The sequence below is a fragment of the Streptomyces ovatisporus genome (genome assembly GCF_042653885.1).
Lineage (GTDB): Bacteria > Actinomycetota > Actinomycetes > Streptomycetales > Streptomycetaceae > Streptomyces > Streptomyces ovatisporus.
In genome coordinates, this window is the sequence record NZ_JBHSFH010000007.1 from 720,430 (window position 1) to 742,091 (window position 21,662).

General features: G+C 70.8%; 21 protein-coding genes. 15 read left to right on the forward strand and 6 right to left on the reverse strand.

Going from position 1 to position 21,662, the window contains the following annotated elements; genetic code table 11:
• Positions 1 to 173 precede the first annotated feature (173 nt).
• From dnaK to ACFPA8_RS17020, 4 genes are all read left to right on the forward strand, one after another.
• Positions 174 to 2,045: a molecular chaperone DnaK gene (gene dnaK, locus ACFPA8_RS17005; protein ID WP_386449230.1), complete on the forward strand. Its 1,872-nt coding sequence runs from the start codon at positions 174 to 176 to the stop codon at positions 2,043 to 2,045.
• A complete protein-coding gene (gene grpE, locus ACFPA8_RS17010; protein WP_386449232.1) occupies positions 2,042 to 2,782 on the forward strand; it encodes a nucleotide exchange factor GrpE in 741 nt (246 codons plus the stop codon). Before dnaK ends, grpE begins: the two co-directional genes overlap by 4 nt.
• A 93-nt stretch (positions 2,783 to 2,875) precedes the next feature.
• The gene (gene dnaJ, locus ACFPA8_RS17015; RefSeq protein ID WP_386449234.1) at positions 2,876 to 4,075 is read left to right on the forward strand and encodes a molecular chaperone DnaJ; all 1,200 of its coding nucleotides are present in this window, start codon (positions 2,876 to 2,878) and stop codon (positions 4,073 to 4,075) included.
• Between the two features lies 1 nt (position 4,076).
• On the forward strand, positions 4,077 to 4,532 hold the full coding sequence (locus ACFPA8_RS17020; protein ID WP_386449236.1) for a heat shock protein transcriptional repressor HspR: 456 nt from the start codon (positions 4,077 to 4,079) through the stop codon (positions 4,530 to 4,532).
• An 84-nt stretch (positions 4,533 to 4,616) separates the two neighbouring features.
• Here the strand turns inward: ACFPA8_RS17020 and ACFPA8_RS17025 are convergent, their stop codons facing one another.
• Positions 4,617 to 4,970: a VOC family protein gene (locus ACFPA8_RS17025; protein WP_386449238.1), complete on the reverse strand. Its 354-nt coding sequence runs from the start codon at positions 4,968 to 4,970 to the stop codon at positions 4,617 to 4,619.
• Positions 4,971 to 5,154: 184 nt separating this feature from the next.
• On the opposite strand from ACFPA8_RS17025, the gene ACFPA8_RS17030 reads away from it, so the two are divergent.
• Positions 5,155 to 5,967 (forward strand): trypsin-like serine peptidase, encoded by an 813-nt coding sequence (locus tag ACFPA8_RS17030; RefSeq protein ID WP_386449240.1) that lies wholly within the window; start codon positions 5,155 to 5,157, stop codon positions 5,965 to 5,967.
• Positions 5,968 to 6,069: 102 nt separating this feature from the next.
• Here the strand turns inward: ACFPA8_RS17030 and ACFPA8_RS17035 are convergent, their stop codons facing one another.
• Positions 6,070 to 6,489 (reverse strand): pyridoxamine 5'-phosphate oxidase family protein, encoded by a 420-nt coding sequence (locus ACFPA8_RS17035; protein WP_386449242.1) that lies wholly within the window; start codon positions 6,487 to 6,489, stop codon positions 6,070 to 6,072.
• Between the two features lie 134 nt (positions 6,490 to 6,623).
• Here ACFPA8_RS17035 and clpB point away from each other — a divergent pair, with 134 nt between their 5' ends.
• Positions 6,624 to 9,233 (forward strand): ATP-dependent chaperone ClpB, encoded by a 2,610-nt coding sequence (clpB, locus tag ACFPA8_RS17040; protein ID WP_386449244.1) that lies wholly within the window; start codon positions 6,624 to 6,626, stop codon positions 9,231 to 9,233.
• A 167-nt stretch (positions 9,234 to 9,400) separates the two neighbouring features.
• Here the strand turns inward: clpB and ACFPA8_RS17045 are convergent, their stop codons facing one another.
• Positions 9,401 to 10,240: an alpha/beta fold hydrolase gene (locus ACFPA8_RS17045; protein WP_386449246.1), complete on the reverse strand. Its 840-nt coding sequence runs from the start codon at positions 10,238 to 10,240 to the stop codon at positions 9,401 to 9,403.
• 115 nt (positions 10,241 to 10,355) lie between these two features.
• Here ACFPA8_RS17045 and ACFPA8_RS17050 point away from each other — a divergent pair, with 115 nt between their 5' ends.
• Entirely contained in the window at positions 10,356 to 10,988 is a 633-nt protein-coding gene (locus ACFPA8_RS17050) for a TetR/AcrR family transcriptional regulator (protein ID WP_386449248.1), read from the forward strand.
• Positions 10,989 to 11,114: 126 nt separating this feature from the next.
• On the forward strand, positions 11,115 to 11,648 hold the full coding sequence (locus ACFPA8_RS17055; protein ID WP_386449250.1) for a type III secretion system chaperone family protein: 534 nt from the start codon (positions 11,115 to 11,117) through the stop codon (positions 11,646 to 11,648).
• Between the two features lie 139 nt (positions 11,649 to 11,787).
• Here ACFPA8_RS17055 and ACFPA8_RS17060 read toward each other — a convergent pair whose 3' ends face one another.
• The 3 genes from ACFPA8_RS17060 to ACFPA8_RS17070 form a co-directional block, all read right to left on the reverse strand.
• A complete protein-coding gene (locus ACFPA8_RS17060; RefSeq protein ID WP_386449252.1) occupies positions 11,788 to 12,582 on the reverse strand; it encodes a carbon-nitrogen hydrolase family protein in 795 nt (264 codons plus the stop codon).
• Positions 12,583 to 12,601: 19 nt separating this feature from the next.
• Positions 12,602 to 13,768 (reverse strand): pyridoxal phosphate-dependent aminotransferase, encoded by a 1,167-nt coding sequence (locus ACFPA8_RS17065; protein ID WP_386449254.1) that lies wholly within the window; start codon positions 13,766 to 13,768, stop codon positions 12,602 to 12,604.
• 214 nt (positions 13,769 to 13,982) lie between these two features.
• Positions 13,983 to 14,471, reverse strand: a complete 489-nt coding sequence (locus ACFPA8_RS17070; RefSeq protein ID WP_386449256.1) for a CHRD domain-containing protein — start codon at positions 14,469 to 14,471, stop codon at positions 13,983 to 13,985.
• A gap of 343 nt (positions 14,472 to 14,814) precedes the next feature.
• Between ACFPA8_RS17070 and ACFPA8_RS17075 the strand changes: the two genes are divergently transcribed.
• The 7 genes from ACFPA8_RS17075 to fbaA all read left to right on the forward strand — a co-directional run bounded on the left by ACFPA8_RS17075 (position 14,815) and on the right by fbaA (position 21,661).
• Positions 14,815 to 15,093 (forward strand): hypothetical protein, encoded by a 279-nt coding sequence (locus ACFPA8_RS17075; protein ID WP_386449258.1) that lies wholly within the window; start codon positions 14,815 to 14,817, stop codon positions 15,091 to 15,093.
• A gap of 277 nt (positions 15,094 to 15,370) precedes the next feature.
• On the forward strand, positions 15,371 to 15,973 hold the full coding sequence (locus tag ACFPA8_RS17080; RefSeq protein ID WP_386449260.1) for a DUF2617 family protein: 603 nt from the start codon (positions 15,371 to 15,373) through the stop codon (positions 15,971 to 15,973).
• 131 nt (positions 15,974 to 16,104) lie between these two features.
• A complete protein-coding gene (locus tag ACFPA8_RS17085) occupies positions 16,105 to 17,682 on the forward strand; it encodes a polyamine aminopropyltransferase (protein ID WP_386449262.1) in 1,578 nt (525 codons plus the stop codon).
• A 113-nt stretch (positions 17,683 to 17,795) separates the two neighbouring features.
• Entirely contained in the window at positions 17,796 to 18,842 is a 1,047-nt protein-coding gene (locus ACFPA8_RS17090; protein WP_386449264.1) for an SRPBCC family protein, read from the forward strand.
• A gap of 98 nt (positions 18,843 to 18,940) precedes the next feature.
• Positions 18,941 to 19,759, forward strand: a complete 819-nt coding sequence (locus ACFPA8_RS17095) for an aldose epimerase family protein (RefSeq protein ID WP_386449266.1) — start codon at positions 18,941 to 18,943, stop codon at positions 19,757 to 19,759.
• A 69-nt stretch (positions 19,760 to 19,828) separates the two neighbouring features.
• Positions 19,829 to 20,413, forward strand: coding sequence for an orotate phosphoribosyltransferase (pyrE, locus tag ACFPA8_RS17100; protein ID WP_386449268.1), 585 nt, complete (start codon positions 19,829 to 19,831; stop codon positions 20,411 to 20,413).
• A 225-nt stretch (positions 20,414 to 20,638) separates the two neighbouring features.
• Complete coding sequence (fbaA, locus tag ACFPA8_RS17105) at positions 20,639 to 21,661, forward strand: class II fructose-bisphosphate aldolase (RefSeq protein WP_386449270.1); 1,023 nt, start codon at positions 20,639 to 20,641, stop codon at positions 21,659 to 21,661.
• Position 21,662: the final 1 nt, after the last annotated feature.

The following is a 21,662-nucleotide window of genomic DNA, read 5'->3' on the forward strand; positions in this document are numbered from 1 at the left end:
TCGTCCCCCGGTTCGCCGTTACCCGGCCCCCTCTCCGTGCCTGTTCAGTGGTCGGGTGCGCATAAAGTCGGCATAAGAGTTGAGTCGCTTCCACTCAAGGCGTTTGACGTTCCCCCTTCCGCCGTGCACTCTTGAGTCAGCTTCACTCAAGACATCAGCTGGAGGAAACCGAAATGGCACGTGCGGTCGGCATCGACCTGGGCACGACGAACTCCGTCGTCAGTGTTCTCGAAGGCGGTGAGCCCACCGTCATCACCAACGCCGAGGGCGCCAGGACCACGCCGTCCGTCGTGGCGTTCGCGAAGAACGGCGAGGTGCTCGTCGGCGAGGTGGCCAAGCGTCAGGCCGTCACCAACGTCGACAGGACGGTCCGGTCGGTCAAGCGCCACATGGGCACCGACTGGAAGATCAACCTGGACGGCAAGGACTTCAATCCGCAGCAGATGAGCGCCTTCATCCTGCAGAAGCTGAAGCGGGACGCGGAGGCCTACCTCGGCGAGAAGGTCGAGGACGCGGTCGTCACCGTCCCGGCGTACTTCAACGACGCCGAGCGCCAGGCCACCAAGGAGGCCGGTGAGATCGCGGGCCTCAACGTGCTGCGCATCGTCAACGAGCCGACCGCCGCCGCCCTCGCCTACGGGCTCGAGAAGGAGGACCAGACGATCCTGGTCTTCGACCTCGGTGGCGGTACTTTCGACGTCTCGCTGCTGGAGATCGGCGACGGCGTCGTCGAGGTGAAGGCCACCAACGGCGACAACCACCTCGGCGGTGACGACTGGGACCAGCGCGTCGTCGACCACCTGGTCAAGCAGTTCCACTCCGGCCACGGCGTGGACCTCGGCAAGGACAAGATGGCTCTCCAGCGTCTCCGCGAGGCCGCGGAGAAGGCGAAGATCGAGCTGTCCAGCTCCACCGAGACCAACATCAACCTGCCCTACATCACGGCTTCCGCCGAGGGCCCGCTGCACCTGGACGAGAAGCTCACGCGCGCCCAGTTCCAGCAGCTCACCCAGGACCTGCTGGAGCGCTGCAAGACGCCGTTCCACAACGTCATCAAGGACGCCGGCATCCAGCTGTCCGAGATCGACCACGTCGTTCTCGTCGGCGGCTCGACCCGTATGCCCGCCGTCGCGGAGCTGGTCCGCGACCTGACCGGCGGCAAGGACGCGAACAAGGGCGTCAACCCGGACGAGGTCGTCGCCATCGGCGCCAGCCTCCAGGCCGGTGTGCTCAAGGGCGAGGTCAAGGACGTCCTGCTGCTGGACGTCACCCCGCTGTCCCTCGGCATCGAGACCAAGGGCGGCATCATGACCAAGCTGATCGAGCGGAACACCACGATCCCGACGAAGCGCTCGGAGACCTTCACCACGGCCGAGGACAACCAGCCGTCGGTGCAGATCCAGGTCTTCCAGGGCGAGCGCGAGATCGCGGCGTACAACAAGAAGCTCGGCATGTTCGAGCTGACGGGCCTGCCGCCCGCTCCGCGCAACGTCCCCCAGATCGAGGTCACCTTCGACATCGACGCGAACGGCATCATGCACGTCTCCGCGAAGGACCTCGGAACGGGCAAGGAGCAGCGGATGACCGTCACCGGCGGCTCGGCGCTGCCGAAGGAAGACATCGAGCGCATGATGCGCGATGCCGAGCAGTACGCCGACGAGGACGCCAAGCGCCGCGAGTCCGCCGAGACGCGCAACCAGGCCGAGCAGCTGGTCTACACGACGGAGAAGTTCCTCCAGGACAACGAGGAGAAGGTCCCCGGCGAGATCAAGACCGAGGTCGAGGCCGCCGTCGAGGAGCTGAAGGAGAAGCTGAAGGGCGAGGACACCGCGGCGATCCGCGAGGCCAGCGAGAAGGTCGCGGCGACCAGCCAGAAGCTGGGTCAGGCCATGTACGCCGACGCGCAGGCCGCTCAGGGTGAGGCCGGCGCGCAGGGCGGGGCCGAGGGCGCCGCGGGCGGCGGGGCCAAGGCCGACGGTGACGACGACGTCGTGGACGCCGAGATCGTGGACGACGAGCAGAAGCCGAAGGATGGTGCAGCGTGACGGAGGAGACCCCGGGCTTCGACCAGAAGTCCGACGTCCCCACCGACGCCGTACAGCCCGATGACGCTGCGGCGCAGGCCGCCGGTGCTTCCCCCGCCGACGAGGCGGGGGGCCCGGCGGACGGGGCCGGGGACGTGACCGAGACCGAGCAGGAAGGCCAGGGCGGACAGGAACCGCTCCAGGGGCAGGTCCAGGGCCAGGCCGCGGACCTGGGCCCGCAGGAGGCGGCGCTGACCGCCCAGCTGGACCAGACCCGCACGGCGCTGCACGAGCGCACGCAGGATCTGCAGCGTCTCCAGGCCGAGTTCCAGAACTACCGCCGCCGCGTCGAGCGGGACCGCGCCGCCGTCAAGGAGGTCGCTGTCGCGAACCTGCTGACGGAGCTGCTGCCCGTGCTCGACGACATCGGCCGTGCGCGGGACCATGGCGAACTCGTCGGCGGATTCAAGTCCGTCGCCGAGTCGCTGGAGATGGTCGCCGCCAAGATGGGTCTGATGCAGTTCGGCAAGGAGGGGGAGCCCTTCGACCCGACTGTGCACGAGGCGCTGATGCACTCGTACTCGCCCGACGTCACGGAGACGACGTGCGTGCAGATCCTTCAGCCCGGGTATCGCATCGGCGAGCGTACGATCCGTCCCGCCAGGGTCGGTGTCGCTGAGCCGCAGCCGGGTGCTCAGGCCCCGGCAGGCGAGGAGCCCGCCGACGAAGAGGAGAACGGTGGCCCCGAGCAGGGCTGACCACGGAAGCGAGCCGGCCATCGGCAGGGGGACCGGCCCGGACGGCGGGCCGGTCTCCGACCGGGGTACCGAGCGGGAGGAGGGACGCCGCGGATGAGTACGAAGGACTTCATCGAGAAGGACTACTACAAGGTTCTCGGCGTCCCGAAGGACGCCACCGAGGCCGAGATCAAGAAGGCCTACCGCAAGCTCGCACGCGAGAACCACCCCGACGCCAACAGGGGCGACGCCAAGGCCGAGGAGCGCTTCAAGAACGCTTCGGAGGCGTACGACGTACTGGGCGACGCCAAGCGCCGCAAGGAGTACGACGAGGCGCGCACCCTGTTCGGCAACGGCGGGATCAGGACCGGCGGGCCCGGTGGTCCCGGCGGCGCGGGCGGTTTCAACTTCGACCTGAGCGACCTCTTCGGGGGCGGCCAGCCGGGCGGTGGCCCCGGCGGTCCCGGTGGCGCCGGCGGCTTCGGCGGCGGTCTCGGTGACGTCTTCGGCGGTCTGTTCAACCGCGGCGGCGCCGGTACGCGTACGCAGCCCCGCCGGGGTCAGGACGTCGAGTCCGAGGTGACGCTCAGCTTCACCGAGGCCGTCGACGGCGCCACCGTTCCGCTGCGCATGTCGTCGTCCGCGGCGTGCAAGGCGTGCGCCGGCACGGGCGACAAGAACGGCACACCCCGGGTGTGCCCCACCTGCGTCGGGACCGGCCAGGTCTCACGCGGCGGGGGTGGCGGCTTCTCGCTGACCGACCCGTGCCTGGACTGCAAGGGCCGCGGCCTGATCGCCCAGGACCCGTGCGACACGTGCAAGGGGTCCGGCAAGGCGACGAGTTCGCGCACCATGCAGGTCCGCATCCCCGCGGGCGTCAGCGACGGGCAGCGCATCAGGCTGCGCGGCAAGGGCGCACCCGGCGAGCGGGGCGGTCCGGCCGGTGACCTCTATGTGATCGTGCACGTCGACCGGCATCCGGTCTTCGGCCGCCGCGGCGACAACCTGACGGTGACCGTGCCCGTCACCTACCCGGAGGCGGCGCTCGGCGGCGAGATCAAGGTGCCGACGCTCGGCGGTCCGCCCGTCACGCTCAAACTGCCGCCGGGAACGCCGAGCGGCCGTACGATGCGGGCACGCGGAAAGGGCGCAGTCCGCAAGGACGGGACGCGCGGCGATCTGCTGGTCACCATCGACGTATCGGTACCCAAGGATTTGAGCGACAAGGCGAAGGGCATCCTGGAGTCCTACCGCGAGGCGACGGCAGCGGAGGACCCGAGGGCCCAGCTGTTCAAGGCCGCGAAGGGAGACTGAGGTGAACGGCCGGGGCGGACGACGCAATCCTTATCAGCTGACGGACGAGTCACCGGTGTACGTCATCTCGGTGGCTGCTCAGCTCTCGGGCCTGCACCCGCAGACGCTGCGCCAGTACGACCGCCTCGGCCTCGTCTCACCGGACCGGGCGGCCGGACGTGGCCGGCGGTACTCCGCGCGGGACATCGAACTGCTGCGTCAGGTGCAGGAGTTGAGCCAGGACGAGGGCATCAACCTCGCGGGCATCAAGCGCATCATCGAACTGGAGAACCAGGTCGCCGCGCTCAAGTCCCGTGTCGTCGAACTCCAGCAGGCGGTCGAGGGCGCAGCGGCGGCCATGCGGCAGCGCGAGGCGCAGGTCCACGCCTCCTACCGGCGTGACCTGGTGCCGTACCAGGACGTGCATCCGCAGTCCGGCGCACTGGTCGTCTGGCGTCCCAAGAAGAGCCGCGACTGAGCGCACCCCCGGACCGGGACGGCCCCCTCGCGCGTGCGGCGCGCAGGGGGCTTCGGCCTGCCGGGCCCGGTGCGGTGCCCGGCGTCACGTGCGGCGCGGGCCCAGCACGCAGAACTCGTTGCCCTCCGGGTCCGCGAGGACGACCCAGGACTCCTCGCCCTGGCCCACGTCCGCGTGGCGGGCGCCGTGCGCCAGGAGGCGGGCCACCTCCGCCTCCTGGTCGTCGGGACGGAAGTCGAGATGCAGCCGGTTCTTGGAGACCTTGGCATCCGGGACGAGCACGAAGAGCAGCCCGGGGAGGCGGTCGGGAGTCTCCCGGATCTCGTATTCCTCGGCGGATTCGTCGACCACCACCCAGCCCAGCGCCTCCGCCCACCAGGAGCCCAGCGCGACGGGGTCCGCCGCGTCGATCAGAACTTGTTCCCACTCCAGGGTCATGCCGGGGAGCGTAATGCCGGACGCGGCGTCCTGACACCGGGTTTCCCCGGAGGCGGCGGTGCTGTGCAACGGCCGCCGTGCAGCCTGCCCGACACGTACGGCGGTACGGCGCGGAACATGCGGGTGTAACCCGACCGGGTGTGTGCAGTTGGCCGCAGCGGCGGGTCGGTCCGAGCGTGGGGGCATGACGTCGACGCGCGCGGCACTCGCCGCTTTCGTGACATGCACCACCGCTCTGGCCGTGATGGGGGCGGCCGGGGCGCCGACGCCCTACCCGCCGCCCTCCGAGGGGAGCCGGTGGCCGCACGGGACCGTCAAGACGGTGGGGAGGCTCGTCGCGAAGCTGTCGGGCAATCAGGTCGAGTCCTGCTCGGCCGCCGTCGTCGACTCTCCGAGCGGCAGTGTGGTGGCCACCGCCGCCCACTGCATCGCCAGCCCGGAGCGTCCGCAGAAGCCGGAGGCGGTCTACTTCCAGCCCGGTTACGAGGGGGAGGGCGGCCCGAAGGCCGTGCTCGCGAAGGGCTGGAAGGCGGAGTCGTGGCGGACGGCACCCGGCTGGAACGTGAAGAAGGAGCTGGAGACGATCCTTCCGCACGACTGGGCGTTCCTGCGGATGGAGAAGCGGGGCGGGCGCACCATCCAGGACGTCCACGGTGCGAACACCCTGAAGACGGAGCCGGTTCCGGGCGGCACCACCGCCACGCTCGGCTACCCGGTCACCTCGCCGTACGACGGGGAGACGCTCAACTACTGCGCGGGGAAGGCCCACCGCTACGGGCGCGGCGAGATCGCGGCGGCCAACGTCGGAGCCCTGGCGCTCGAGCCGTGCCGGCTGACGCAGGGCGTCAGCGGCGGTCCGTGGCTCCGGGACTTCGACAAGGCGCGGGGGGCGGGGACGCTGGTGGCGGTCACGTCGGTCGGCTCGGACGACGAGCTGCTGGGACGGCCCTACCCGAGGTCGGCGAAGACGGTGCTGAAGGAGATCGGGGGCCGCTGAGGGAACCCCGGAGCACACGGCCGCCGAGGCGGGCGCCCGTCCTGGCAGGAGGCGGCAGGAGGCGCGTCCTGGCTGCTGCGCCTCCTGCCGTGCCGCGCCGTGTCAGATGCCCCGGCCCATCGTGCGGTCCACGGCGATCTCGATCAGTACGCGCTCCGGGTTGGGCCGGGGACGGCGGCCGTAGCGCTCCTCGTAGCGGCGCTCGGCGTCCGAGACCACGTCCGCCTCCGTACGGATGCGGGCGCGGCCTTCCAGCGTCGACCAGCGTCCGCCGTCGACCTGGCAGAGCGCGACCCGCATGCCTTTCTCGCCCGCTTCGGCGATGTTGCGCACCTTCTTGCTGGTGCGGCGTGAGACGACGCGGGCCGTTGCCGTGTCCGGTTCGAAGGTGACGCTGACGGGCACCACGTGCGGGGTGCCACCGGGCCGGAGGGTCGTGAGCGTGGAGTAGTGGCGTTCGCGCCAGAAGGCCGCGAGGGCTTCGGGGACGTTGAGAGCGGGAGATGGGGACGTACTCGTCATGGGAACGAACGTAACGCGGCAATAGTTGAGTGGAATAGACTCAACTTGCTGGATGCTGAAGACTTCAGTGGAAGGCGGGACCGGCCCGGCCGGGCCGGAGCAGACGAAGCGAGACGAAGGAGGCACGCACGCAAGTGGACGCCGAGCTGACGAACAAGAGCCGTGACGCGATCAGTGGGGCGAACGACCGTGCGGTGACGGACGGACACCCCGACATCACCCCTGCCCACCTGCTCCTCGCGCTGCTCCAGGGCGAGGACAACGAGAACGTGTCCGACCTGCTCGCCGCCGCCGACGCCGATCAGGCCGCACTCCGCTCGGGCGCCGAGCGGCTGCTCGCCGCGCTCCCCAGCGTCAAGGGGTCGACGGTCGGCAAGCCGCAGCCCGACCGTCCCCTGCTGTCGGTCATCGCCGACGCCGCCCAGCGGGCCAAGGACCTCGGCGACGCGTACGTCTCCACCGAGCACCTGCTGATCGCCCTCGCCGCCAAGGGCGGGCACACGGCCGACCTGCTCCGGGACAACGGCGCCACGGACAAGAAGCTGCTGGAGGCGTTCCAGTCAGTGCGCGGAAGCCGGCGTGTGACGACGCCCGACCCGGAGGGCACGTACAAGGCACTGGAGAAGTTCGGCACCGACTTCACCGCCGCTGCCCGCGAGGGCAGGCTCGACCCCGTCATCGGGCGGGACCAGGAGATCCGGCGCGTCGTGCAGGTGCTCTCCCGGCGTACGAAGAACAACCCGGTGCTCATCGGCGAGCCCGGCGTCGGCAAGACCGCGGTCGTGGAGGGGCTCGCACAGCGGATCGTCAAGGGCGACGTGCCCGAGTCGCTGCGCGACAAGCGGCTGTGGGCGCTGGACCTGGGCGCGATGGTGGCAGGCGCGAAGTACCGCGGCGAGTTCGAGGAACGTCTGAAGACCGTGCTGTCGGAGATCAAGGAGAGCGACGGCCAGATCATCACCTTCATCGACGAGCTGCACACGGTCGTCGGTGCGGGCGCCGGCGGCGACTCCGCCATGGACGCGGGCAACATGCTCAAGCCGATGCTCGCCCGCGGCGAGCTGCGGATGGTCGGCGCCACCACGCTCGACGAGTACCGCGAGCGGATCGAGAAGGACGCCGCTCTGGAGCGCCGCTTCCAGCAGGTGCTCGTGGCGGAGCCCACGGTGGAGGACTCCATCGCGATCCTGCGCGGGCTCAAGGGCCGGTACGAGGCACACCACAAGGTTCAGATCGCGGACAGCGCTCTCGTGGCCGCCGCCGCGCTCTCCGACCGCTACATCACCTCCCGGTTCCTGCCGGACAAGGCGATCGACCTCGTCGACGAGGCCGCGTCCCGGCTGCGCATGGAGATCGACTCCTCGCCCGTCGAGATCGACGAACTCCAGCGCTCCGTCGACAGGCTGAAGATGGAGGAGATGGCCCTCGCCAACGAGACCGATCCCGGCTCCGTCGAGCGCCTGGAGCGGCTGCGTCTCGAACTGGCCGACCGCGAGGAGGAGTTGCGGGGTCTGACCGCTCGCTGGGAGAAGGAGAAGCAGGGCCTCAACCGCGTCGGTGAGCTGAAGGAGAAGCTCGACGAACTGCGTGGGCAGTCGGAACGCGCCCAGCGCGAAGGGGACTTCGAGGCGGCCTCGCAGTTGCTCTACGGCGAGATCCCCAGCCTGGAAAGGGAGTTGGAGGAGGCCTCCGCTGCCGAGGAGGAGGCCGCTTCGCAGCCCGAGCGGGAGACGATGGTCAAGGAGGAGGTCGGCAGGGACGACATCGCCGACGTCGTCGCCTCCTGGACCGGCATCCCCGCCGGGCGGCTGCTGGAGGGCGAGACGCAGAAGCTGCTGCGCATGGAGGAGGAGCTGGGCAGGCGGCTCATCGGCCAGGGCGAAGCCGTCAAGGCCGTCTCCGACGCCGTCCGGCGCACGCGGGCCGGCATCGCGGACCCCGACCGGCCCACCGGCTCCTTCCTCTTCCTCGGCCCGACCGGCGTCGGGAAGACCGAACTGGCCAAGGCCCTCGCGGAGTTCCTCTTCGACGACGAGCGGGCGATGGTCCGCATCGACATGAGCGAGTACGGCGAGAAGCACTCGGTGGCGCGGCTGGTCGGGGCTCCCCCCGGTTACGTCGGCTACGAGGAGGGCGGCCAGCTGACCGAGGCGGTGCGGCGGCGTCCGTACTCCGTCGTGCTCCTGGACGAGGTGGAGAAGGCGCACCACGAGGTCTTCGACGTGCTGCTCCAGGTCCTCGACGACGGGCGCCTCACCGACGGCCAGGGCCGCACCGTGGACTTCCGCAACGCCATCCTCGTCCTCACCTCCAACCTGGGCAGCCAGTACCTGATGGACCCTCTGGAGAAGGAGGAGGAGAAGAAGGAGAAGGTGCTCGCCACCGTACGTTCGTCCTTCCGGCCCGAGTTCCTCAACCGGCTGGACGACGTGGTCGTCTTCTCGGCCCTGAGCACGGACGAGCTGAGCCGCATCGCCGCGCTGCAGATCGACGGACTGCGGCGGCGGCTCGCGGAGCGGCGGCTGGAGCTGGAGGTCACCCCGGAGGCACTGGAGTGGCTGGCGCGGGAGGGCAACGACCCGGCGTACGGTGCACGGCCGCTGCGCCGCCTCGTGCAGACAGCGATCGGCGACCGGCTCGCCCGCGAGATCCTCTCCGGCGAGGTGCTCGACGGCGACACCGTGCGGGTGGACGCCGCGCCGGACGGCGGGGGCCTGGTGGTCGGCTCGGCGCGCGGAGTGTGAGCGAGGGCGGCGCGTGAGCCCGGACGGGGCGCGGGACACGTGCGGGGCACGGGACACGTGCGGGGCACGGGGCACGTGCGGAGGCGGCGGTGCGGGGCGTCAGCCCCCGCCGCGGCCTCCCGACCCGTCGGGGTGCGCTGCCGGTGCCGTGGACCGCCGGTACGCAGTCACTGCGGCGGGGCCGTGAGGAAGTCGTCGATCTCGCGGACGACGCGCTCGGGGGCGTCCTCCATGAGGAAGTGGCCGGCCTCGGGGACGACGACGAGATCGGCGCCGGGGATGTGGCTGCTGAGCCGCTTCGCGTACTCGAGGGGCTGCCACTGGTCCCGCTCGCCCCACATGATGCGGACGGGCATGGTCAGGCGTCCGAGCCGGTCGCTGATCTCCTCCGTGTACTTCGCGTCGTAGTGGCGCACCTGGTGCTCGAAGAAGGAGACGCGGCCCAGCGGGGACTGATGGGGTGCCAGGTATGCCTGGAGGAGCTCCGCGGTCATGAGCGACTCGTCGGCGACGGTCATCTCTAGCTGACGGGACAGCAGGTCGTTGAACGCGTCCTGCGACATGCTCATGAAGTCGTCGAGGTTCTCGTCGATGATCTTCCGCCAGGTCGAGGACGGCCACGAGTCGTAACTGACCGAGTCGATCATCATCAGTCGCCGCACCCGCTCGGGGTGGGCGAGGGCGAAGCGCTGGCCGATGGCGCCGCCGATGTCGTGCGCGACGATGTTCGCCCGGCCGATGCCCAGCTCGTCGAGCAGGTGTCCCAGGAGGTCCGTCTGGGCGGCGACCGACGTGTCGCGGTCCACGGGCCGCTCCGAGAGGCCGTATCCCAGCAGGTCGTAGGTGACGGCACGGAAGCCGGCCACCTCGATGTGCGGTACGACGTCGCGCCACTCGTAGGAGTGCGAGGGCGTGCCGTGGATGAAGACCACGGGCTCGCCCTGGCCGTGGTCCCGGTAGGCGAGGCGTACTCCGTCGACGATGAGGTTGCCGGTCAAGAGGGCCATGGTGCCTCCCTGGGGTTGCTGATGGCGCGGGGGAACACTGTTCGGCGGTCGCCGTCAGCCACCGCGCGGGGCTATACTAGGTAGACCAGTCTACCTAGTGCAATCGGGGTGCGTGATGAGTCAGGTGGAGCGGACCACGGGCGACGGGAAGCGGCGGCCGGCCCGCGAGCGTGTCCTGGCCGCCGCGGCGCGGCGCTTCTACACCGACGGGGTCACGGCGACCGGCATCGACACGATCACCGCCGAGGCCGGTGTGGCGAAGATGAGTCTGTACAACAACTTCTCGTCCAAGGCCGATCTCGTCCGGGCCTATCTGGACGCCCGGCACGAGGAATGGCTGACGCAGTACCGCTCACGCCTCCAGCGGGCCGAAAGCCCCCGCGACGGCGTACTGGCCGTCTTCGACGCCTACATCGACAGCACCGTGTCCGCCCAGGGGCACGGCTTCCGCGGATGCGGCCTGCTCAACGCCGCTGCGGAACTGCCCGACGGGAACGAGGGGCGGGCCCTGGTACGCCGTCACAAGGAGGAAGTCGAGCGCCTGATCGGCGAGCACGTCGCGGCATTGCTGCCCGGCAGTCCCGGCACCGCTCGGACCACGGCGGAGCACCTGGCCTTCCTCCTGGAGGGCGCGATGACGCGCGCCGGCCTGGAAGGTGACAGCAGCCGCCTGCGGCACGCCCGTGCCATGGCGGCGAACCTGCTGGACCAGCTCTGCGGCGGCCGCCCCGAACAGGCACCGGACTGACGCCGGCCGCGAGACCCCGCCGAACCGACGGCAGAAAGAGGGGCAATGGTTGCCGGTGGGGCTCGGGGTTGCGTGTACGGGGCGAGTGTGAGGGAGGATGGCAGGAACCGTACGAAGGGAAATCCGGTGAGCATCGACCCGTCCTCGATCCCGAATTTCGGGGGGCAGGAGCCCGACCCGCAGGAGTCCGGTCCGACCGGTCCTGTCATCCCCGACCAGGAGCTGGTCAAGCAGCTGCTGGAGCAGATGGAGCTGAAGTACGTCGTCGACGAGGAGGGAGACCTCGCGGCGCCGTGGGAAGAGTTCCGCACGTACTTCATGTTCCGGGGCGAGGAGGAGCAGCAGGTCTTCTCGGTCCGTACGTTCTACGACCGGCCCCACCCGATCGAGGACAAGCCCAAACTGCTGGAGAGCATCGACGACTGGAACCGCCGCACTCTGTGGCCGAAGGTCTACAGCCACACGCACGACGACGGCACCGTCCGTCTGATCGGTGAGGCGCAGATGCTGATCGGCACCGGCGTCTCGCTGGAGCACTTCGTCTCCAGCGTCGTCAGCTGGGTGCGTGCCTCGATCGAGTTCGACAAGTGGCTGGTCGAGCAGTTCGGCCTCGAGAAGGACGCGGAGTCCGGGGACAAGCCGGACGACGACTCGGAGTGAGCCGAGCGGCACACGCCGGCCATCCGGGCGCCGCGGGCCCACGCCGCACAGGCCACAGGCCACCGCCACGCGGGACCGCATCAGGGAGCGGGCCGGGGGAGAACCCCGGCCCGCTCCCTGATGCGTGAGGCCCTTCCGCTCAGCGCTCCGTCACGGCGAACCGGCGCAGTTCCAGCGCCGGGTTGATCTTGCGGACCGCGGCCATGCGCTCCCGGTCGGCCGTGGCGAGCGCCGTCCCGGTGCGCTCGCCGAGGGACGCGAGAACGACCCCCATCGGGTCGATGATCATGCTGTTCCCGGCTCCTGTCGGAGCGCACTGGCCGGCGGCGGCGACGTAGACCGTGTTCTCGATCGCCCGTGCCCGCAGCAGTGTCACGAAGTGGTCCTCCTTCAGCGGTCCGGGCACCCACTCGGCAGGTACCAGCACGACCTCGGCTCCCGCATCGACCAGACGGCGCGTGACCTCCGGGAAGCGCAGGTCGTAGCAGGTCTGCATGCCGAAGACGAAACCGTCGGCGGTGAACGTCGCCGGTGCTTCGACGGCGCCGGGGTGCACGACCGAGGACTCCGTGAAGCCGAAGGCGTCATAGAGGTGCATCTTGCGGTAGAGAGCGGCGATGTCGCCGTCCGGTCCCGCCGCGACCAGCGTGTTGTGGATCGTGGTCCCGTCCCGCTGCTCGTTGACGCCCGCCACCAGGTGGATGCCGAGCCGGGCGGCCAGCTCACGCAGCGCCTCGGTGCAGGGACCGTCCAGGGGCTCGGCGGAGTCGACGAACCGCCGGTCCATGGCGGGTGCGGTGTACATCGCGTACTCGGGGGCGACGACGACCCGTGCACCACGGGCTGCCGCTTCCCCGGCGAGCCCGCGCAGCACCGCCAGGTTCGCGCTCTTGTCCTCGCCCGGTGCGAACTGCGCTACGGCGATCTCGGCCATCCGTTCTCTCCCGTCCCGCTCAGTACCCCGGTCGTCGCAGGCGGGAGGCGGCCTCCCGCAGGACGTCCTCGCGTTTGCAGAAGGCGAAGCGGACGTGACTGCGGCCCGCGTCAGGGTGGTCGTAGAAGACGGCGGTGGGGACGGCGACCACGCCGCACCGTTCGGGGAGGCCGAGGCAGAAGGGGACGCCGTCCTTCTCGCCCAGGGCCGTGATGTCGGTGGTGATGAAGTACGTGCCCTGCGGCCGGAAGACGTCGAAGCCCGCCTCGGCGAGTCCGTCTGCGAGGAGGTCGCGCTTGGTGTGCAGATCCTCGCGGAAGCCGGTGAAGTAGGCGTCGGGCAGCCGCAGGGCCTCGGCGACGGCGTACTGGAAGGGACCGGCGCTCACGTACGTCAGGTACTGCTTGGCGGTGCGGACCGCCGCCACCAGGGGTGCGGACGCCGTCACCCAGCCGACCTTCCAGCCTGTGAACGAGAAGGTCTTCCCGGAGGAGGAGATGGAGACCGTGCGGTCGCGCATGCCGGGGAGGGAGATGAGCGGGATGTGCTCGCCCTCGAAGACCACGTGTTCGTAGACCTCGTCGGTGACGACGAGGAGGTCGTGCTCGACCGCCAGGGCGGCGACGGCCGTCAGCTCCTCGCGCGTGAGCACCATGCCGGTGGGGTTGTGCGGGGAGTTGAGCAGCAGCAGCCGGGTGCGCGGGGTGATCGCTTCGCGCAGGGCCTCCAGGTCGGGACGGAAGTCCGGGGCGCGGAGGGTGAGGGGGACGCGGGTGGCGCCGGCCATGGCGATCGAGGCGGCGTAGGAGTCGTAGAAGGGCTCGAAGGCGATCACTTCGTCGCCCGGCTCCAGCAGGGCGAGCATCGAGGCGGCGATGGCCTCGGTGGCGCCGGCGGTGACCAGCACCTCGGTGTCGGGGTCGAACGTCAGGCCGTAGAAGCGCTGTTGGTGCTCGGTGACGGCGGTGCGCAGCTCGGGGATGCCGGGACCGGGCGGGTACTGGTTGCCGCGTCCGTCCCGCAGTGCCTTCACGGCGGCTTCCCGTACGGATTCGGGGCCGTCGGTGTCGGGGAAGCCCTGACCCAGGTTGATCGCCCCGGTCTTCACGGCGAGGGCGGACATCTCGGCGAAGATCGTCGAGCCGAATCCCTCCAGCCTGCGGTTCAGCAGCGGCCTGTCGCTCATGTGCCCACCAACTCCTCACCCTGGGATACCGACCGTCCAGGGCTCATCCTGTCCGATCGGCCGTGTGGAGGTCACGTCCACCGACTCCGGAGGGGCAGGCGCACAGCGCTCGCCCCGGCCGGTTCCACACCACGGGGTGTGCCCCGTCCGCATCGCATGCGCGGACGGGGCACACCCCGGTGCTTCCCTCAGGGACGCTCCCAGGGGAGCGGGATCAGAGCTGGCCGCGGACCGCTCCGTCGGGGAACTCCTCGTTGTGGACGTTGACGTAGAAGAAGAACGGGTTCTGCTTGATGCCGTGGAGCTCCCACTCGGTGAGCACCTCGGCGGCGTTCTCGGGCGTCTGGTAGGCGCGGGCGCGGATGCAGCCCCCGGACGTGCCGTCCTCGTCGGGCGTGCGCAGCGTGACGGCGATCGGCCCGGTCTCGCCGGCGGGGCCGAAGTGGATGTGTGCCGCGGTGGGCGGAGCGATGTCGCGGACGCTCAGCCTGTAGCAGAGCTGGTTCCTCTTGATCTCGTACCGGAAGACGCCGCTGCCGTCCGGGTCGCCGGGGCCGGGGACTTCCTGGTCGCCGTCGAGATTGACCCGGTGCTTGCCACCGCCGGCGGGGGCGTCGGCAGCCGAGGCGCCGGCGGGGCCCGCCAGCGAGAAGAGCAGGGCGGTCGCGCCGAGGGCGGCGGCGACCGTGGTCGAGACGCGCATGGGAATGCTCCTGTCCATGGAGGCGGAACGGCCACGACGGGTCCGCTCCGGCATCGGGGATTCGGAGCTGACGGTAAGCGCATAAGCGTTCATTTGCATGCATAACGGGCATGCGGGACGGAGTCCCGCCCGTTCGGAGGCGGTTGTGTGCCGGTCAAGGGCCGGGCGCGAGCCCCGGGAACGCGAACCTCTGGACTTCCTCAACTCTGCTTTGGGGCCGAGAAGGCCGGGGCAGAAGCCCGTCACGCCGGAGACGGCGTCGATGCGCGGGCGTCCGGGAGACGCTTTGCGGACAGCTGACCGGTGCGGGAGTCCGCACCGCGGAAAGATGGGGGACCGGGCCATGAGCCTATTCGTGATCGCCATACTCGTCATCGTCGTGATCGCTGCAGTCGTGGGGCTGCTTCTCGCCGCGTCGAAGAGCGGCTCCCGCAGCCGCTCCGGCGGGAGGGCGCGTGGAGCCGGCTCCTCGGGCGCCGCCTACGGGGGCGGCTGGTGGGGCGGCGACACCGGCGGCGGGCACGGCGGTGGCTCGTCCTGCGGCGGCGGCTCGTCCTGCGGCTCCTCCTCCTCGTGCGGAGGGGGAGGCGGCGGTGGCTGCGGCGGCGGTGGCGGCGCCTGAGCCAGGTCAGCACCGCTCAGAGCGGCGTAGTTGGAGTCCCGGGTTCCGTTCCCTCGGCCGTCGTCCGGCAGTTGAACATCTGAACTGCCCGGCACTCGGGGGGATGGAAAACCGGAAGCAGGTGGCGAAAAATCTGTGGAAGCACACATTTCATGATTCGGTGATTCTGTATCACCGATAACTGGCGTGGGTTCGAGCCGGCGACGCCGACCCCGGCCCTGTCCCGAGGTGCGTGCCGGCTCACCCCTCCACCGTGTGCTTGCGGAGCCGCCGACCCATGCTCACCACCCTCTACGCCCCGTACACCGACACCCGTGCCGGCGACCTCGCCTGGGTCCTCGGCCGGGAGCCGCTTCCGGCGCTCGCCACCAGTGAGCTGCAACTCGATGGCGCCGCCGTGCAGTTACGCCTGCTCGGCGCCTCCCACCAGGTGCTGCTCGAAGCGGACGGTGGGAACTGTTCCGAGACCGTCGCCTGCATGCCGGGCAGCAGTACGCCGCTGCCACTGGGCGTCTCGAAACGCATCGGCACGTGGGAGTACGAATTCGCCGCCCGCGTCGAGAAGTTGTCGCCCGGCTCCTTCGCGGGCCGGGCGCAGGAACTGCTCGCGCTGGTCTCGGACCACCCCAACGGCCTGGCCGGGACCTTCCCCGGATCGCCGCACGCGTTCACCGCGCTGCTGGTGCGGCGCCACTCCGGGCAGGTCCACTGGCGTACGTGGCACGCGTACCCGCAGGAGTGCGCGCTGGTCTCCACCCGGACCCGGGTGGGCGCACCGCCCCGCGGGGCGGTCCCGGCCGGGGCCTCCGGCCGCGGCGTCTCCGCGCACACGGTGCTCCCGGCGGGCGTCGGCACGGCCCGACGTCCCGCGCCGGCCTGAGAGTTGAGCCGGCCCGGCGGGAGCGTCCCGCCGCCCGGCGTGCTTCTGCACGCCTCGTTGCGCGTGGTTTGCCGCACGGGCACTCGCGTGGGTGTCGGAGAGTGTTTTTCCCGTCACGTAACGTTCGCGACATGAGTGACCGCCTCCTCGATCCCGTCGGCGAAGCACGGCTGCCCGTGCCCGCCGGGCTGGGGCGCGGGCTCGTGCTGGCCTCCGTGTTCGTCTGCGCGGCCTGCGGGCTCGTCTACGAACTCGAACTCGTCGCGCTGGCTTCCTACTTGGCTGGGGACTCGGTCACTCACGCGTCCGTCGTGCTGTCCGTGATGGTCTTCGCGATGGGCCTCGGGTCGCTGCTGGCCAAGCGGCTTCGATGCCGCGCGGCGACCGGATTCGCCCTGGTGGAGGCCGTGTTGGCCCTGGTCGGTGGCGGGTCGGCGATGGCGCTCTACGCCAACTTCGCCTGGCTGGGCGGCGCTTGGGTCGCCCTCGTCGGTTTCTCCCTCGCCATCGGCGTACTGATCGGCGCCGAGATGCCGCTGCTGATGACCCTCATCCAGCGCATCCGCCGCCAGGACGCGGGCGGAGCGCTCGCCGACCTCTTCGCCGCCGACTACGTGGGCGCGCTCGTGGGCGGACTGACCTTTCCCTTCCTGCTGCTGCCGTTCTTCGGCCAGTTGACGGGCGCGCTCCTGACGGGCGTGGTCAACGCCTCCGCGGGCGGGGTCGTCGTGCTGTGGCTCTTCCGGCACGACGTGGGCGTCCGCATGCGCTGGGGACTCCTCGCCGTCAACGGGGCCGTGATCGTGCTGCTCATCGCCGGTACGGCATTCGTCGGCGCCTTCGAGCGCGAGGCGCGCCGTGCCGTGTACGGGGAGGACCTGCGGGTCGCCGTACGGACGGGCACCCAGGAGGCCGTACTGACCGGTGACACCGATCCGACGGCGCACCGGCGCGGCGGCCGGCCCCTGCAGTTGTTCCTCGACGGACGCCTGCGCGTGTGCTCCGCGGACGGCAACCGCTACCACTCCGCGCTCGTCGGGCCGGCCATGACGGATGGTCCGAACGCCCGGGTGCTCCTCCTCGGCGGGGGCGACGGGCTGGCTCTGCGTGAAGTGCTGCGCCACAAAGGCGTGGAGGAAGTGACGGTCGCCCAAGTGGACCCGGTCGTCGTGAGGTTGGCGCGCACGGACCCCGGACTGCGGAGACTCAACGAGGGTGCCTTCGACGACCCGCGGGTACGGGTGCGCCGCGGCGACGCTTTCGCCCGCCTGCGCGAGCACGCACGAGGGGCTCCGGGCGGCGGCTCCGCCGCCTACGACGTCGTCGTCTCCGACCTGCCGGAACCAGGCGCGTCCGTCGACGCGAAGCTGTATTCGCAGGAGTTCTACGGACTCGTCCGCCGGGCTCTGACCCCCCGCGGACGTCTCGCGGTCCACGCGGGCACGGCGGCCGCGCATCCGGAGACGTACTGGACGGTGGAGGCCACCCTCCGCTCGGCGGGCCTCCGCACCTCCCCGTACGCCGTCGAAGCCCCCCGCGACTGGGGCTTCGTACTGGCGCGGCGTGCTCCTGCCGGGCACCCGGGGGTGCCGGGGTCACGGACCGTCAGCACGCTGACGGGCGCCGCGGATCCGCCGCTTCTGCGTGTGCCGCGTGGACGTATGGCCGGACTGCCGCCCTCGACGCTGACCCGCCCGCGCTACCCGTGACGCTCACCGCGCGGCGCCCGAATGGTACGGGAGGGTACGGCGCGCGGAGATATGCGACCGACCGGTCACATGTACGGGGTGTGGTGGGTAGGCTCCGGCCCATGGAGCACGAGGTGAACGTTCCGTTTTCCGTCGGTTCGGTACGGGCGGCTCTCGCCGAGCCCGAGCGCGTCGCGCGCTGCGTGCCCGGACTGCAGGCCGACACCCCTGACGGCAGCGGCGCCACCGACGCCGGCGGCGCCAAGCGTGCGGGCAGGACGGAGGGACGGCTGCGCGTCCGGATCGGCAACTCCACGATCACCTACCGCGGCAGCCTGACGGTCACCCCGAAGGGCGAGGAGTTCGCCGTCGAGGGCAGCGGAACCGAGGCACGCGGCAGCGGTTCGGTGCGGCTGAAGCTCACTGTCGTACCGCGGCGGCCGAAGGAGGGCGAAGGCACCCGCCTCGTCTTCACCGGGACGGTCAAGGGCGACGGCCGCATCGAGGAACTCGACCCGAAAGCGGTCACGTCCGCCGGGCAGCGGCTGCTGGAGCGGTTCGGCAAGGCGCTCGCCGAGAGCATCGGGCAGGACGAGCCGCAGGCGCTGGACTCGCCGGACGCCCCCGCTGCGGAAGCCGCCACCTCCCAGGCGGGCGGCATCGGCGAGCCGGACGACAACGAGCGCGTCATCCCCGGCATCCCAGGCCCGGCACCCGACGCCTCGGAAGCCGCCAACGGCGGCGGCGCCGAGGCCGGCACGAACGGCGACGACGGCGGGGCCGGCACCTCCGGGGAGAAGTCCGAGGACGACGCCGCCACCGGCAAACCGGCCGCCACGGACGGTCCGGAGCGCGGCGGCGTGTTCGGGACGGAGGTGCCGCCGTCGTCCCTGGACCCGCTCCACGACGAGGAGTCCGACGAGGACGCCGGCGAGGAGACCGACGTGACAGCGGCGGAGGCGAAGGCGGCGGCCGAGGCGGAGGCCGCGCACGCCCGCCGCACGATGATCGGGCGCAGCGCCGAGGAGGTCGACCACGCGCCGCCGCGCGGTCGCTACGCTCCCGTCCCCGTGCCCGAACCCATCGCCAATTCGGCGGCCGTACGCTGGGTGGCACCGGCCGCAGCGGCTGTCGTCGCCGGGGCCGTCTTCATCGGCCGGGCCCTGCGCCGGCGGCGCTGACGCGGCAGCCGCTCGCGGTTCCGTCGCCGTCGTGTGTCACGCCCGCGGCCTGGCCAGGTCGCACAGTCAGACGAACCGCCGAGGTTTAGGGTCGCGTCATGACTCATACCGCCACCACTGACGCAGACGTCACGCTCCGCGCGGGCAACGCCGAGCTGACGGTAGAACCGCACCGGGGCTGCCGCCTCGCGTCGCTGACGGTCAGCGGTACGGAACTGCTCCGGCAGGGCAAGAGGTACGGCTCGTTCGTGATGGTCCCGTGGTGCGGGCGTACGGAGCACGGCCGCTTCCGCAGCGGTGGCGAGCTCTACCAACTGCCCCTGGACAGCGGTCCGCACGCGATCCACGGCACCGTGCGCGAAGGCGTATGGAAGACCGCGCGGCAGGACGAACGCTCTGCGGCCTTCACCTGCGAACTGTCCGACCCGTGGCCCTGGGAGGGCCTGGTGACCCAGGTCGTCGAGCTCTCCGAGAGGGGCGACTCGCTCACGCTCACCCTGGGCGTGGAGACGGCCGACGGCAGCTTCCCCGCGCAGGCGGGCTGGCACCCCTGGTTCCTGCGCAATCTCGGCGGCAACAGCGGTGACGTACGCATCGACTTCACCCCCGAGTGGCAGGAGGAGCGGGGCGTCGACCATCTGCCCACCGGCAAGCGCGTCCAGCCGAAGCCCGGCCCCTGGGACGACTGCTTCGGCATGCCGCAGGGCGTCGACGTGACGCTGACCTGGCCGAAGAAGCTGGAACTGAAGATCGCCAGCCGCGCGGAGTGGGTCGTCGTCTACGACGAGCAGCCGGACGCCGTCTGCGTCGAACCCCAGACGGGGCCGCCCAACGGGCTCAACACGCACCCTCACCTGGTGACGCCCATCCAGCCGCTGGAGGTCTCCACGACCTGGAGCTGGCAGCCGGCGCGGTAGCCGTGGCCGGGCGGTTGCACGCGGGGCCTGCCGTGGCGACGCGGCCCCGGCCGCTTAGGCTCGTGAGGCATGAGCACTGCATCCTCCTCCCCCGGAGCGTCCCCCCTCGCCTCCCCCACCGGTGCGCGTGAGGCGCTGCTTCAGCAGATCAAGGACAAGGCCGTCGTGCACGGCAAGGTCACGCTCTCCTCCGGGCAGGAGGCGGACTTCTACATCGACCTGAGGCGCATCACCCTCGACGGTGAGGCCGCACCGCTGGCCGGTCAGGTCATGCTGGACCTCACCGCCGAGCTCGACTTCGACGCCGTCGGCGGCCTGACTCTGGGCGCCGATCCGGTGGCCTCGGCGATGCTGCACGCGGCGGCGGCCCGTGGGCGCCGCCTGGACGCGTTCGTCGTGCGGAAGGCCGGAAAGGCACACGGCCTGCAGCGCCGTATCGAGGGGCCGGACATCGGCGGACGGCGGGTGCTGATCGTCGAGGACACCTCGACCACCGGCGGTTCGCCGCTGACCGCTGTCGAGGCGGCCCGGGAGGCGGGCGCGGAGGTCGTCGCGGTGGCGACGATCGTGGAACGGGGTGCCGCTGCGGCGATCGGGCAGGAGGGCCTGCCGTATCTGTACGCCTACGGACTGACCGACCTCGAACTGGCCTGAACACCCGGTCCGTGCACTGCAACAACCGGGCGGGCGCGGGGTGTTGGGGCTGGTTCCACGTGAAACCACCGGCACCGGAGCCCGCCGTGCCGGTGGGCCTTCGTGCACTCGTGAACCACACGCCGGAGCACCGGCGGCCGTCTGGGAGGATGGGGAGCGACGATGACGTCGTTCCGTTGACCACCGCTGGACCAGAGCCGATCACGTACCCCAAGGAGCGGACAGATGCCCATCGCGACCCCTGAGGTCTACAACGAGATGTTCGACCGGGCGAAGGCCGGCAAGTTCGCCTACCCCGCCATCAACGTCACCTCGACGCAGACCCTGCACGCGGCGCTCCGTGGTTTCGCCGAGGCGGAGAGCGACGGCATCGTCCAGATCTCCACCGGCGGCGCGGAGTTCCTGGGCGGGCAGTACAGCAAGGACATGGTCAGCGGTGCCGTGGCGCTGGCCGAGTTCGCGCACATCGTCGCCAAGAAGTACCCGGTCAACATCGCGCTGCACACCGACCACTGCCCGAAGAACAAGCTGGACGGCTACGTGCGTCCGCTGCTCGCCGTCTCCAAGGAGCGCGTGGCCGCCGGGCAGAACCCGCTCTTCCAGTCCCACATGTGGGACGGCTCGGCCGAGACGCTCAAGGACAACCTGGAGATCGGCGAGGAACTCCTCGCGGAGGCCGCGGCGGCGAAGATCATCCTCGAGGTCGAGATCACCCCGACCGGCGGCGAGGAGGACGGCGTCAGCCACGAGATCAACGACGACCTGTACACCACCGTCGACGACGCGCTGCGTACCGCCGAGGCCCTCGGCCTGGGCGAGAAGGGCCGCTACCTGCTGGCCGCCTCGTTCGGCAACGTGCACGGCGTCTACAAGCCCGGCAACGTCGTGCTCCGCCCGGAGCTGCTGAAGGACCTGCAGGACGGCGTCGGCGCCAAGTTCGGCAAGCAGAGCCCGTTCGACTTCGTCTTCCACGGCGGTTCCGGCTCCACGGACACCGAGATCGCCACCGCGCTCGAGAACGGCGTGGTGAAGATGAACCTCGACACCGACACGCAGTACGCCTTCTCGCGCCCCGTCGCGGACCACATGTTCCGCAACTACGACGGCGTCCTGAAGGTCGACGGCGAGGTCGGCGACAAGAAGACCTACGACCCCCGCAGCTGGGGCAAGGCCGCCGAGAAGGGCATGGCCGAGCGCGTGCAGAAGGCGTGCGCGAACCTGCGCTCGACCGGTACCCGGCTGAAGTAGG